Here is a 13398-nt window from a genome sequence, read left to right as displayed (position 1 = left end):
CCGCCCTACATTTAAAACCGCGCAATTCCCCGTTGGGGCGACCGTCCACGGTCGCCCGCGGGCGGGTGTGGACACCCGCCCCTACATCATCGCAACCCTTATTCTCCCTCTCCCTTTCAGGGAGAGGATGGGGGTGAGGGTCGGGGTCGGGATAGAAGAGAACGCGGCGGCCCGCAGAGGGGCCGCCCTACATCATCGCAAGGAAGGGCGATGGCTTTCGTAAAAAAACCGGCCGACCTAAACGGCGCGCCGTCGGTCGGCCCCTACGTCATCGCAGTTCGTCGCCAAGGGTCAGTTAATCACAAAACAACCGCGGCGGTCCCCCACCCACGCCGCCTAGTCCCGCAGGGCCAGGGCCGTGGCCACGGAGTAGTAGCGCTCGTGGGCGATGGAGATGAACCAGCGGTTTATCCCCCTGACCCGGGCCAGGTCCCGGGCGTTTCCGTGGAGCTCGAGGCTGACCCCGCCGCCGTGCTCCGGCACCACCTCGAACTCGTGGAAGAAGGAGCCCTGCCCCCAGCCGCAGCCCAGGGCCTTCATCGCCGCCTCCTTGACGGCGAAGCGGGCCGAAAGCTTGGCCAGGAGCCCGGGCGAGAGCTCGGCGCCCCAGCACCGCGGCCACTCCCGCTCGCTGAAGACGTGCCGCCGCAGACGCTCCTCGCGCCCAGAGCGGAGAAGCTTGCTGAAACGCGCCAGCGAGACCACGTCTATGCCCAGCCCCAGGATGTCGCTCACCGGTTCAGCCCCCCGCGTCGGCCGACGGGCGTATTATAGCACTTCCTAGCGCGGCGGGCCGGGGTTGCAGTCCTTGCAGGGCTCGTAGCCCTCGAGGACGGCGTCCTCCCGGGTCATCCGGCGCAGGTTATCCTTGCCGCGCACGTGCGGGCAGTACGGGGCGTGGTACCGGTCGCCGTGCTCGGTGACGTAGACGAAATGCCCGGTGTAGGCGTCGGGCATGCCCTCGTCGCCGGCGGCGGTGGTCTCCGCCGGGCCCTGCTCGGTGCCCAGCCCGGCCTCGGCGGCCGGCTCCTCTTTCTCCGCGTTACACCCGGCCAACGCCAAAAGCGCCAGCGATAAAACCACGAACAGCGGCAGCAAACGCATCTATCTACCTCCCTCGAAGCTCACCGGACCTCCTGGGGCCGGTAACGCCACAACGCCAGGCCGAATCCGACCACCCCGTACCCCAGGAGTACCAGGCAGGGGACCAGAACGTCGCCCAGGCCGCCGCCGAAAGTGAAGAGCTCCGCGTAGGCGTCCATGGCCCAGGCGTTTATCGTGATGTGCGCCAGGGATTGCATCCACTCCGGCGTGATGAACAGCGGCCACCAGCTCCCGCCCAGGGCGCTCATCACCAGAATCACCAACAGGCCGAGCTGGTCAACCTGCTTGGCGGTGCGGCAGAAGGCCAACAGGGCCAGCGCCAGCCCCACCGAGGCCGCGACCACGCACACGCTCACAACCAGGAGCGCGACCGTCGAGCCGGGGTAGACCGCCCCGAAGGCCACCGCCCCGAAACCGAACAAGAGGCCCATCTGCGCCACGGGCAGCGTCAACAGGAAGCCGGACTTGCCCAGGAGGTAGCCCTTGAGCGAAAGCGGCGAGGTGAGGATGCGCCGGGCGAGGCCCTTCTCCCGCTCGGCCAGGACGCCCGCCGCCGCCGACGCCGCCCCGAAAAGCGCGAACATCACCGCGTAACCCGGCACGTAGTGCAGGATGGCGTTCCACTCCGCCGCCGTGGCCCGCACCTCCTCGATCGTCACCCGCACCGGCGACCCGGACTCGGTGAAGTCCTGCCAGTCCAGCGAACCTCCCGACCCCTCCTCCTCGGTGATGTAGGAGCGGACCTCGCCGCGCACGTCCTCACGGGCCTCGGGGGAGACGAAATCCGCCTCGTCGAGGAAGCGGTCGGCCATGCGCAGGGCGACGTTCTTCCCCGCCGGGGCGATGGAGGCGCCCTGGACCAGGTTTTCCAGAACGCGCAGCTCCTGGTCGCGCCGGGGGTTGGTCAGAAGGGTGAGCCCGGCGTCGGCGTTTTTCTCCACGGCCCCGGTGAATCCCGGGGGGATCAAGAGCGCCGCGGCGTAGTCGTTGTCCTCCAGAGCCGCCCGCGCAGCGGCCTCGTCGGGCAGCGGGACCAGCACGCACACCCCGGAGTCCCCGATGGTTTTCAGGAGTGTCTTCGCGGCCTCGCCGCCGTCCGAGTCCACCACGGCCAGCTCGATGACCCACTCCCCGCCCCCGGAGAAGGCGAAGCCCACCACCAGCATCATGCCGATGGGCAGGAGTGATGAGAGGAGGACGGCCTTGGGGTCGCGCAGGAACGCGCGCCAGTCCTTCTTGAATATGGCCCAGAGTTTATTCATGGACTAACCGCCGTCGCGCAGGGCGCGGCCGGTGAGGGAGAGGAAAACCGTCTCCAGGTCGGCCCGGACGATGTCCACACCGCCCACCCGCAGGCCCGCGCCGTTCAATAGCCCCACCGCCGACGCCAGCACCCGCGCCGCGGGGTCGGTGAAGAGCGTCAGCCGCCCGTCGGAGGCGGCCAGCTCGATGACCCCCGCCAGCCCCCGCAGCCGTTTATCGAGGTCGTCCAAAATCTCCCCGCCCGTCAGCTCGAAGTCCAGCCGCGTCCGCTCCCCGGAGAGTTTCAGCAATTCCTCCTCGGTGCCCAGCGCCAGGAGCTTCCCGTGGTCCAGGATGGCGATGCGCTCGCAGAGCGCCGAGGCCTCCTCCATGTAGTGCGTGGTGTAGACGACGGTGGTGCCTTCGGCGGCGAGGGAGCGGATGGTGTCGAAGATGTGGGCCCGCGACTGGGGGTCCACCCCGGCGGTGGGCTCGTCGGCCAGAAGGATTTCCGGGCGGTGGACGAGGGCGCACACGAGGTTCAGCCTCCGGGCCATGCCGCCGGAGAAGCGCTTCACCGGCTCGTGCGCCCGGTCCTTGAGCCCCGCCACATCGAGGGCCCAGTCCACCCGTTGCGCGAGCTCCCGCCGCGTGAGGCCGTAGAGGGAGCCGAAGAAGGCCAGGTTCTCGCGGGCGGTGAGCCCGTCGTAGAGGGCGATTTCCTGGGGGGCCAGGCCCAGCCTGCGCCGCGCCTCGGGCCGCGTCGGGGGCAGGCCGTCCAGCCGCACCTCCCCCGCGTCCGGGGCGATGTAGCCCGCGATGAGGTTGATGGTGGTGGTTTTCCCGGCGCCGTTGGGACCGAGCAGGCCGAAAAGCTCGCCGGGGCGGACGGCGAGGTCCACCCCGTCCACGGCGGCCAGCCCGCCGTAGCGCTTGGTCGCCCCGCGCAGCCCCACCGCGGGCGGCGAGACTTTGGTAGAATCGGCGTCGTTGCCCATCGCATCCGAGGATACTATTTCACCGTCCGGGTGTCCAATGGTTGACGGCGTAGGTCTTTTCAGGGGTTCCCCTCATTGGCGTTCTTGGCTTCGACCTTGGCGTCGTTAGCCTTTTCGGCGTTGAAGCGGGTATCGGCGGCCTCGTAGGCGGCGTAGGCGGCCTCGGCGTCGGCGGTGGCGGCGTTGAAGCGGGCGGTGGCGGCGTTGAAGCGGGCGTCGGCGGCATTGAAGCGGGCCTCGGCGGCGGCGGTGGCCCAACCGTAGCCGCCCGCGTCTTGTACGGCGACGACAGCGTTAGCGGCGGCGACGGCGGCGTCAGCGGCTTCACAGGCAGCGTCAGCAGCGTCGGCACGGCGGGCTTCGGCAGCTTCGTAGTCGGCGTAGGCGGCAACCTTGAAGGCGGCTAAGGCGGCCTCATGGGCGTCCTCGGCAGCGGGCTCAATAACAGTCTCAGCGGTCTTGTCGTCGTCATCGCAGGTGGCGACAGCAGCTACAAGGGCGAAGGCACAAACAGCGGCAAGGACGACTTTACTCCTCATGTTTCCCTCTCAGGTTTACGTTTATTTACTTTCCTTCGCCCCGGCATCAGCGTCGCCGTGAGGGTAAGGGGTTGTCGTTTCACCAGAGCTATCAGTCAAGCGCAACATCTCGTTCACTATCTCCTCGGCGGCATCCATTCTTTTAACAGCCTCTTCGGAGGTGCTAATGAGTTGAGCGACAGTATCTTTGTTTTTAGCCCACCATTCGGCAAGCCGTGCGGCTTCCGCTTCCCTGCGGGTATAGAAACGCCGCGTCAAACCCGCCACGTAATCCAAAGAACCTGACACATGAGAAGTCCCGAACTTCCGCTGAGCCCTGAGTGGGAGAGGTGCATAATACAGCCCGTCACAGTAATCGACGACGATAAAATGTCTGGATCCAACCTTGTATACTTCGTACATTTTTCCTCCAGGTCGTACCGGTTATCTAGAGTATAGCTAGACCAACGATAAGGAGTTTCGAGTTCCAAGTAATGGGGTAAGGCATTAAGGTCAATTGTCCAATTAAACACGATTTAGAGTTTCGAGGTCCACCCCGTCCACGGCGGCCAGCCCGCCGTAGAGCTTCACCGCCCCGCGCAGCTCCACCGCGGGTTTTCGGATTTTAGTAGAATCAGCGTCGTTGCCCATCGCATCGGAGGATAATATTTCACCGTCCGCGTGTCCAGCGGTTTCCGTCCTCATGCCGGTTTACGAGGCGCGGGCCACGCTCGCGCGGGCGGTCGCCTCGTGCCTGGATCAGCGGGGCGTCGGGCTGGAAATAATCGCCGTGGACGACGGCTCCACCGACGGGAGCGGGGATTTATTGGAGGGGCTGGCCCGGCGGGATTCGAGAATCAAGGTCATCCGCGGGCCGCACCGGGGGCTGGTCGCCGCGCTCAACCGGGGGCTGGCCGAGTGCCGGGGGGAGTTCATCGCGCGCATGGACGCCGACGACGCCATGCTCCCCGGCCGTCTACAAAAACAGGTGGATTATTTAAAGGAGCGTGCCGAGCTGGCGGGCGTCGGCTGCCTGATCCGGGTCGAGCCGGAAAGTGGGATGACCGCCGGCGCGCGGCGCTACCTCGACTGGAGCAACTCCCTGGTGACGCCCGGGGACATCCGCCGGGAGATTTTCGTCGAGAGCCCGCTGGTCCACCCGACGATGACGCTCCGGCGTGCAGTTTTAAACGAGACTGGCGCCTGGTGCGATTTCGATGGACCCGAAGATTATGACTTGTGGCTGCGTCTGGTCTTCGATTGCGGGCTGAAGCTGGCGAAAGTGCCGGAGGTGCTCCACGTCTGGAGCGACCGGCCGGACCGGCTGACGCGCACCGACCCGCGTTACCGGCCGGAGGCGTTCCTGGCATTGAAGTGCCGCTACCTGGGGAAATACGCGATCGAGCCGCGCGGCGGATACGTCCTCTGGGGCTGCGGGCCGGTGGGCAAGGCGCTCGCGCGGGAACTGGAAAAGGCAGGCTGGAAGCCGGAGGCCATCGTTGAGGTACACCCGGGCCGGATCGGGGCAAAGATTTTCGGCGCGCCGGTGATTCCGGTGGAGCGGGCCACGGAGTTTTGCCGGGGGCATAGCTCGCTGCGCTCGGTTCTCCGGTTCGTCCATCTGGGGGCGGTGGGGCAGGCCGGGGCGCGGGAGCGGATGCGGGGGGAGATCGAGCGCCTGGGGCTGGTCGAGGGGGGGAATTTTTTCTTCACCGCGTAGGTGGCGCGCGGTTTTTATGGAAACGGGCGACCGTGGAGGACTCGTCCTACCGGTCGCCCCTACGGGTCAATCTCGCGATGTAGCCGTAGGGGCGGGTGTCCACAACCGCCCGTTTTATTCACCACCGTGCGACTAAACGTAGGGCGGGGATTCCCATCCCCGCCGTTTTTTCAAAGGTGGCCCTCACCCTCAATCCCGTCGGCGCGCCGCTCCCGGAGGGAGAGGGAAACTGCGGGCCGCCGCCCTTTCCTGTTCCCTACCCCGACCCTCACCCCAGCCCTCTCCCTGGAAGGGAGAGGGGGACCGCTTCGCCCGTTGGTTGCGATGACGTAGGGGCCGACCTTTAGGTCGGCCCGTTTTTTTATAAGGTGGCCCTCACCCCCAATCCCGTCGGCACGCCGCTCCCGGAGGGAGAGGGGGGACCAGGGACCGCCGCAATCACTTCTTCCCGCGCCTGGCCGGGGCCTTCTTCTTCGGGACCGTTTTCTTCTTCGCGGTCGTCTTCTCCTTCGGAGCCTTGGGGACGATGCCGCCGTCGGCGTCGCGTTCGAAGTTCAGCGTCCCCCGGCACTTGGGGTAACGGGAGCAGCCGAGGAACTCGCCCTTCCGCCCGTGGCGGACCACCAGGGGCTCGCCGCACTCGGGGCAGGGAATCTCCGTTTTTTCCGCCGGGGGCCTCGGCGCCCGCTCCCCACCGCCCAGGCGGCGGATGTTCTTGCACTCGGGGTAGCCGGTGCAGCCCAGGAACGGCCCGAAGCGGCTCCGCTTGAGCGCCATCGGCCGACCGCACAACTCGCAGATTTCCCCGGTTGCGGCGGTTTCCTCCGCCCGGTCCGTCAGCACCACGCGGCCGCCCGAGTCGCGGCGGAAGTTCGAGGTGAAGTCGCACTCGGGGTACTTCGAGCAGCCGACGAAGGCCCCCGCCCGCCCGAAGCGGATGGTCAGCCCCCCGCCGCACTTCGGGCAGACCGGCTCGGTCAGGAGCGTGTTCTCGCCCCGGTGCTTCGGGAGCTCCTCTTCCGCCCGGTGAAGCTCCAGGGCGAACGTTTTGTAAAAATCGGCCAGAACCTCGCGCCACTTCTTCTCCCCTCGCGCTATCTCGTCCAGCTCCTCCTCCAGCTCCGCGGTGAACTCCACCTTCAGCACCCGGGGGAAGCCGGCCACCAGGAGCTTGGTCACCAGGCGACCCAGCTCGGTGGGGAAGAAGGAGCGGTTGTCGTCGAGCTCCACATAATCCCGCTGCTGGAGGGTGGAGATGATGGCGGCGTAGGTGGAGGGGCGGCCGATGCCCCGCTTCTCCAATTCCTTGACCAGGGAGGCCGGCTTGTAGCGCGGCGGCGGCTGGGTGAATTTCTGCCGACCGTCGAGCCAGGCGGGCTCCAGCACGTCGCCCTCGGCGAGCTCCGGCAGCAGGACGTCCCTGGCCTCGCCCTGGTCCGGGTAGACCGCGAGGAAGCCGGGGTCGCGCAGGATGGAGCCCTTGGCGGAGAACTCGGCCCGACCCGACTCTATCCGGGCATCCGCCTTGTCGAAGAGCGCCGGGGTCATCTGGCTGGCCAGGAAGCGCCGCCAGATCAACTCGTACAGCCGGAGCTGCTCCGGGGACAGGTGGTGCCCGATGAGCTCCGGCCCGAGGAAGGGGTCCGTGGGGCGGACCGCCTCGTGGGCGTCCTGGGCGCTCTTCCCGCTCGTGTGAACCCGCGGCGCGTCGGGGAGCCATTGCGGGTGGTTTTTTCCGATCCAGTTCCGCGCCAGGCCGAGCCCCTCGTCGGACACGCGGACCGAGTCGGTGCGCATGTACGTAATCAGGCCCACCTGGCCCAGCTCGCCCAGCTCCACCCCCTCGTAGAGCTGCTGGGCGACGCGCATGGTCCGCTTGGGGTCGAAGCCCAGGCGCGTGGAGGCGTCCTGCTGGAGGGTGCTGGTGATGTAGGGTGGCTGGGGCTGGCGCTGGTGCTTGCGCTTCTCGAAGGCGCGGACGGTCCAGGGGCCCTCCTGGATTTCGTACAAAAGCTCCCGGACGGTGGGCCAGTCGCCGAGGGCGGCCTTCTTCCCGTCCAGCTTCATCAGCTCCGCTTCGAGCGGCTCGCCGGAGGCGGTCGAGAGCCCGGCGACGACGGGCCAGCACTCCTCGGGGACGAAGGCCTCGCGCTCCTCCTCCCGCTCGACGACGAGGCGGAGCGCCACCGACTGGACCCGCCCCGCCGAGAGGCCGCGCCGGACCGTCTTCCACAGAATCGGCGAGACCTGGTACCCCACCAGGCGGTCCAGGACCCGCCGGGCCTGCTGGGCGTCCACCAGGTTCAGGTCAATCTCCCCCGGGTGCTCGAGGGCGCGCGTCACCGCCGCCCGGGTTATCTCGTTGAAGGTGATGCGGTAGATCGGCCCGCCGTCTATGAGGGTGGCCAGGTGCCAGCAGATGGCCTCCCCCTCGCGGTCGGGGTCGCAGGCGAGGTAGACGGCCCCGGCCCGCTCCGCCGCCCGCTTGAGCTCGCCGACGATCCTCTCCTTGTCCGGGATGACCTCGTAGGTGGGCTCGAAGCCGTGCTCCACGTCCACGCAGAGGTTTCTCTTCGGCAGGTCGCGGACGTGGCCCCGGCTCGAGGCCACGTCGTAGCCCTCGCCCAGGTAGCGCTTCAGCGTCTTCACCTTGGTGGGGCTCTCGACGATGACCAGGGGCTTTCCGGAGGGGCTTCGGGACGCGCTCTTAGGCATGTTGTTCGGCCCGGTGTGAGGGAGGAGCCGTGTAAATTTTCGGGCGGCGTCGTTTTCTGGGGTTTATAGCAGAAATCGGCGGGCTTGGCAAGCGCGGTCTAGAAGGGACGACGGTAGTACATGCCGGGGAGCGGCTCCACGACGCCTTTGAGCTCCAGGGACAACAGGAGTTGGAGGACCTCCGCCCGGGGGCTTCCCAGACGGGAGGTGAGCTCGTCCACGTGGATGGGCTCGGCGGTGAGGCTTTCCAGGAGGGCGGCCTCGCCGTCGGTCAGGTCGGGCGCCTGGGGGGCGGTCACCCGGTCGGCGAAGAGGCGGGGGTCGGCGGCGTGGCCCACGGCCCGCAGGATGTCCTCCACCGTCTCCACCAGGGCGGCCCCTTCTTTCAACAGGGCGTGCGAGCCGCGGGCACCGGCGCCGATGGCGTTGCCGGGGCAGGACATCACCTCGCGGCCCAGCTCGGCGGCGAAGTCGGCGGTGATGAGCGCCCCGGACTTCCGCGGCGCCTCCACAACAACCACGCCCAGCCCAAGGGCGGCGATGAGCCGGTTGCGCCGGGGGAAGTTCTGCGCCTGGGGCTCCGTGCCCAGGGGGAACTCGCTCACCAGGGCGCCCGAGGCCCGTATCCTGTCGTAGGACGAGCCCTCGTTCGCCGGGAAGACCAGGTCCACCCCGCAACCCAGCACGCCGATGGACCGCCCCCCGGCGGCGACGGCCCCCATCTGCGAGGCGAGGTCTATCCCCGCGGCGCAGCCCGAGACCACGGTCACCCCGACCCGCGCCAGGCCCCCGCCCAGCTTGCGCGCCAGCTCCCGGCCGTAGGGGCTCGGGTTGCGGGTGCCCACCATGGACACCGCCAGCCGGTCCTCGGGGAGGTAGCTCCCACGCACGTACAGCACCGGCGGCGGGTCGGGCAGGTCCTTGAGCGGGGCGGGGTAGTCGGGGTCGGAGAGGAGGAAGAGGGACAGGTCGGGGAATCGTTTTATCGCGTCGAGCTCGCGCTCCAGGCGCTTTTGGTGCGCCTCGGTGCGGGCGGCGAGGATGTTGGCGGCGCGGACCTCGCCGATGCCGTGAATCTGGATCAGGCGACCGTAGGGCGCCGCCAGGGCCTCCCGGGCCGAGCCCAGGCGCTCCACCAGGCGGCGGAAGTGAACCGGCCCCACCTCGGGGACCAGGTTCAGGCTTATCCAGGCCGCGACCTCGGAGTCCGGCGCTATGTCACGCGGAATGTGCAATTTCCCACGTATATTTCTCTTTTAGGCCGTTCAGATGACTGTGGGGGAGCTTACCCTCGTGCTGCAACATACCGACTAAGATACCGGGGGCGATACCGAGCTTTCTAGAATATCGCATCACCAGGGCTTCGGATATTCTAGGCAAGCTGAGGAGTTCTTCGAATACACCTTTGGGCACGAAAACCCTACAGGCAAACTCATCAGCCTTTTCTTCGTCGGCACTTTTATTATCCTCACCTTTTATATCGATAAACACTTGCTTTTTCTGTGAATTCAAGACATGCCCAATCTCGTGAAAAACCGTAAACCAAAGATGATCGTTGGTCTTGTAACGCAGGTTCACCTGCACGAGGGGGTTTCCGTTAATCCACCGCGTCACGCCGGTTACGGGCAGTCCCCTGAATTCGGGCACGAACAAAAAGGCCACGCCCGTTTCCTCGCCGATCTTCTCCAGCTTAGGGACAAATGAGTCAGGCTTCTCCAAGGTGAGAGAACGGATCTCATTCAAGCTGGATTGCAATTTCGTTTTATTAAACCTACCCAATTTGAGCCTCTGCATCTTCAGCTCTCCCCACTGCAACCAGACCGCCAGCTTCTCAAAGCTTACCGGTAGTTTACCAGTCTTACGAAAAACTACGGGTAGGTTGCTTTCCAGCGCGTCAAAACAAGCGACGCTGAGGAAAGCCAGCACGTGCTCGAACCTTTCCCTCAGAACCCTTGTGGGTGGGACCAGGCCGTACCGGACCATTTCGGCATAGGGAAAATTGCTGGTCTTTTTCACCTCCCCTTCTTCAGCTTTGAGTCGTTCCAGCCTCGCTACATTTTCGCGGTGGTTGGCCTCCAGGTTGAGCCAAAACGATACAGGGGAACCCAACACCCGACTGAGCTCAATCGCCGTATCGGCCGTTATTTCCTTTTTGCCCTTTACAATTTCGTTAACAGTTTGGATGGGCCTGCCCATCCGTCGAGCCAATTCGGCCTGGGTCCAACCTCTGTCAGACAGAATCACTTCGATGGTGAAGCCGGGGGGAATCGCCACCGGGGGGTAGTACGGGCCGGGCTTTACAGGTTTTTTAGTCATCGTGGTAATCCACTATCTCGACGATTTCGATTTCAGTGACCGTCTGCGGCACCACTGAACCGTCCGGTTTGTAACGGCATTCACCTGCGGGGCGAAAACATACCCTCCATTTTCCCTTGATGGTAGCTGCCCAGAAACCCTTACGGTCGGCTCTCAGGGGGTGGAGGTGCAGGGGGGAAGTATGAATTGGTATGTCGGCTAGGGTTTGATGAGTGTGCAAATTCTGAAGTAGTGCCAAGAAACGCTTGATGTGTTCATCGTTTGGAAGAACCTTCCGGGCCTTCTCTACCGAGGTGCAAATAGCTTCTACTCTTTTACTAACGTAGCCGATAAGCATAATAGCACGATTTTACAGATGTGTCAAATTATTATTCACCCCAAGGGTGAATAATAACTGCCGATATCGCTTCGCCCGGGAAATCCCGAACCGGTGGGTGAAAAAGTCAAGCGGAAGGCCGCTCGGCCCGAACGGCGAAGAGCCCCTCGTCGTCCACCGAGCCGGTGACCCTCAACCCGGCCGATCCCATCATCCCGGTAATTTCGGCCACGGTGGGCAGGTAGTCCCCCCGTAATATTCCGCCGGCCTCCCGGTGGAGGTCGTTGATGGCGCGGCGGGATTGGGAATGGGCGATTACCAGCCTGCCCCCCTCTTTCAACGCGGCGGCCAGGGTCTTCACGGCGGCCGGCTGGTCGGGGAAGTGGGGGAAGCATGAATAGCAGAGAATCGCGTCGAACTCGCGGTCCGATGCCATCCCGTTGACGTCCCGGACGACGAACCTTACATCCGGGTTATCCGCCGGGGGATACTTCGCCTCCGCCACCGCGAGCATCCGCCCGGAGAAGTCCAGAGCCGTTATGATGCCGGACCCGCCCAGGTGCCGACGCAGATGGGGGATCATGACGCCGGTGCCGCACCCCGCGTCCAAGACGTGTTGACCGGCTTCGAGGGCCAGAAGACCGGCGATGTACTCCAGCTTTACGGGGTCGTGAGAGGTGGCGCCGTCCCACTCCTCGGCCAGTTCATCGAAGAGGTCCCTCCGCCGCGAGCCCATCGAGGTCATTCCCGCTCTCCCGTCGAGAGGGATCAATCCTGGCTCATCCGGGCGAAGATCATACGGCCCGCCGAGGTCTGCAGGTGGCTCGTGACCGTCACCTCGACCTCCCGGCCGATCTGTTCCTTGCCCCGGTCCACCACCACCATGGTGCCGTCCTGGAGGTACCCCACCGCCTGCCCCGGCTCGGTCCCCTCCTTCATGAGCTTCACCGTCATCCGCTCCCCGGTCAGGTACACCGGCTTCAGGGCGTTGGCCAGATCGTTGATGTTCAACACCTCGATCCCCTGGAGCTCGGCCACCTTGTTCAGGTTGAAGTCGTTGGTGAGTATCTTGGCGCCCTTGGTCATGGCGAGCTTCACCAGCTTGGAGTCAACCTCGGCGAGCTCGGGGAAGTCGGTGCTCTCTATCTGGACGCGGTCGCCGAGCTTCTTCTGCATGTCGTTGAGGATGTCCAGCCCCCGGCGGCCGCGGTTGCGCCTGAGGGAGTCCGAGGAGTCGCTGATGAGCTGGAGCTCCTTCAGAACGAACTTGGGCACCAGCAGGACGCCCTCCAGGAACCCGGCGGCGCAGATGTCGGCGACGCGCCCGTCTATTATCACGCTGGTGTCGAGGATTTTCCACTCCAGCACGCCCCCTCCCTCGGGGAGGTCCGCCCTCCGGAACCAGGCCGGCGGCAGCTTGCGGATGGCCAGCGTCGCGCCCAGATAGGCGAAGAGCACCATGATCACCAGGGAGAGGGTGTAGCGGACGGCGGGGTACTCCGAGACGATGGCGATGTTGGAGACGATGGCCGCCGCGACGAGGCCGATGAGGAGGCCGATGGCCCCGGCGATGACCTGGCGGTTGGTCCGCTTCGAGAGCCAGATTTCCAGGGCGACGAAAATTCCCGCCACCCCGACGCCCACCGCGGCGCCGATCAGGTAGGCGAACTCCGTCTCGGGAAAAAGGCTCTGGGTGAGGAAGCTGGCGACACCGCCCATGAAGGCGATGATGCCGATGCGGATGGCGAGGAGCATGGCGATGCCTCGGGTATTCGGGGGGGGTCGGCGGGGGTGGCGCGCCAGAGAGGGATCGAACCTCCGACCTACGGTTCCGGAGACCGCCGCTCTATCCACTGAGCTACTGGCGCACGCTCCTGGGAAGCCGGACGCTCGGGTCCGCGCTCCCCGACCGACCTCCTCCATGGACTTCCGGCGGGACCGCCCGGTCCCCCGAGCGGAGGACCGATAAAAAGCCGCCCGCCGTGATGGCGCGCCCGGGTGGAATCGAACCACCGACCAGCGGTTTAGAAGACCGCTGCTCTATCCTCTGAGCTACGGGCGCCACGTCCGTCCCGAGGCCGAAGAGTCGTATGTAGGAGTCCGGATTAACGGGTTTAGCCCGGGGGCGGCGCGCCCACCACTATAGCACAGAACGGGCCCCGATTAAAAGCCGCCGGGCACGACGACGTCCGGGGGAACTTTTACATCCGTTTTGTAGTAGCATACCAATGTCCTTCCGACGCTTCGAGGACCCTCGAAAAGGCGGTGCGCGATGAGACGTGTGTATCTCTTATGGATCGCCGGCCTGGCCCTGGTGCTCCTGTTCCCCATGCTGGCCCTCTCCGACGGGATGGACGCCGGCAAGAAGGAGCAGGTCCTGGAGACGGGCGACTACTACCCCGAGGAGTACCCCTACTATCCCGATGAGCCGATGGGCGGGGACGGCGGCGAGACGGTCATCCAGGGCTC

At 65.6% G+C, this 13398-nt stretch carries 14 protein-coding genes and 2 tRNA genes; 2 read left to right on the top strand and 14 right to left on the bottom strand.

Annotation, left to right across the window (positions count from 1 at the left end; genetic code table 11):
* Positions 1 to 336: 336 nt before the first annotated feature.
* The 7 genes from acpS to VM054_07050 all read right to left on the bottom strand — a co-directional run bounded on the left by acpS (position 337) and on the right by VM054_07050 (position 4513).
* The gene (gene acpS / locus VM054_07080; GenBank protein HUT98819.1) at positions 337 to 735 is read right to left on the bottom strand and encodes a holo-ACP synthase; all 399 of its coding nucleotides are present in this window, start codon (positions 733 to 735) and stop codon (positions 337 to 339) included.
* A gap of 45 nt (positions 736 to 780) precedes the next feature.
* Positions 781 to 1104 carry a hypothetical protein gene (locus tag VM054_07075; GenBank protein HUT98818.1) on the bottom strand — a complete coding sequence of 108 codons (324 nt, stop codon included), beginning with the start codon at positions 1102 to 1104 and terminating at the stop codon, positions 781 to 783.
* Positions 1105 to 1124: 20 nt separating this feature from the next.
* Complete coding sequence (locus VM054_07070) at positions 1125 to 2366, bottom strand: ABC transporter permease (GenBank protein ID HUT98817.1); 1242 nt, start codon at positions 2364 to 2366, stop codon at positions 1125 to 1127.
* Between the two features lie 3 nt (positions 2367 to 2369).
* Positions 2370 to 3344, bottom strand: coding sequence for an ABC transporter ATP-binding protein (locus VM054_07065; GenBank protein HUT98816.1), 975 nt, complete (start codon positions 3342 to 3344; stop codon positions 2370 to 2372).
* A 59-nt stretch (positions 3345 to 3403) separates the two neighbouring features.
* Positions 3404 to 3883, bottom strand: a complete 480-nt coding sequence (locus VM054_07060; protein ID HUT98815.1) for a hypothetical protein — start codon at positions 3881 to 3883, stop codon at positions 3404 to 3406.
* A gap of 21 nt (positions 3884 to 3904) precedes the next feature.
* Positions 3905 to 4285 (bottom strand): hypothetical protein, encoded by a 381-nt coding sequence (locus VM054_07055; GenBank protein ID HUT98814.1) that lies wholly within the window; start codon positions 4283 to 4285, stop codon positions 3905 to 3907.
* Positions 4286 to 4387: 102 nt separating this feature from the next.
* A complete protein-coding gene (locus VM054_07050) occupies positions 4388 to 4513 on the bottom strand; it encodes a hypothetical protein (GenBank protein ID HUT98813.1) in 126 nt (41 codons plus the stop codon).
* On the opposite strand from VM054_07050, the gene VM054_07045 reads away from it, so the two are divergent.
* Positions 4506 to 5582, top strand: a complete 1077-nt coding sequence (locus VM054_07045) for a glycosyltransferase family 2 protein (protein ID HUT98812.1) — start codon at positions 4506 to 4508, stop codon at positions 5580 to 5582. The two genes, VM054_07050 and VM054_07045, sit on opposite strands and share 8 nt — an antisense overlap.
* 438 nt (positions 5583 to 6020) lie before the next feature.
* Here VM054_07045 and topA read toward each other — a convergent pair whose 3' ends face one another.
* The 7 genes from topA to VM054_07010 form a co-directional block, all read right to left on the bottom strand.
* Positions 6021 to 8297, bottom strand: coding sequence for a type I DNA topoisomerase (gene topA, locus VM054_07040; protein HUT98811.1), 2277 nt, complete (start codon positions 8295 to 8297; stop codon positions 6021 to 6023).
* A 98-nt stretch (positions 8298 to 8395) separates the two neighbouring features.
* On the bottom strand, positions 8396 to 9532 hold the full coding sequence (gene dprA, locus VM054_07035) for a DNA-processing protein DprA (protein ID HUT98810.1): 1137 nt from the start codon (positions 9530 to 9532) through the stop codon (positions 8396 to 8398).
* Entirely contained in the window at positions 9516 to 10613 is a 1098-nt protein-coding gene (locus tag VM054_07030; GenBank protein ID HUT98809.1) for a HigA family addiction module antitoxin, read from the bottom strand. Before VM054_07030 ends, dprA begins: the two co-directional genes overlap by 17 nt.
* 443 nt (positions 10614 to 11056) lie before the next feature.
* On the bottom strand, positions 11057 to 11674 hold the full coding sequence (locus tag VM054_07025; protein ID HUT98808.1) for a methyltransferase domain-containing protein: 618 nt from the start codon (positions 11672 to 11674) through the stop codon (positions 11057 to 11059).
* Between the two features lie 23 nt (positions 11675 to 11697).
* On the bottom strand, positions 11698 to 12684 hold the full coding sequence (locus VM054_07020; GenBank protein HUT98807.1) for a PIN domain-containing protein: 987 nt from the start codon (positions 12682 to 12684) through the stop codon (positions 11698 to 11700).
* A 37-nt stretch (positions 12685 to 12721) separates the two neighbouring features.
* Positions 12722 to 12797: transfer RNA gene (locus VM054_07015), tRNA-Arg, on the bottom strand.
* A gap of 118 nt (positions 12798 to 12915) precedes the next feature.
* Positions 12916 to 12991, bottom strand: a tRNA-Arg gene (locus tag VM054_07010).
* A gap of 210 nt (positions 12992 to 13201) precedes the next feature.
* Between VM054_07010 and VM054_07005 the strand changes: the two genes are divergently transcribed.
* The coding region (locus VM054_07005) for a hypothetical protein (protein HUT98806.1) at positions 13202 to 13398 on the top strand (197 nt) is incomplete at its 3' end.

It is taken from the genome of bacterium, assembly GCA_035528375.1.
Classification (GTDB): domain Bacteria; phylum RBG-13-66-14; class RBG-13-66-14; order RBG-13-66-14; family RBG-13-66-14; genus RBG-13-66-14.
Note: the sequence above shows the minus strand (reverse complement) of the source record. Positions and strands in the feature narration are given on the sequence as shown.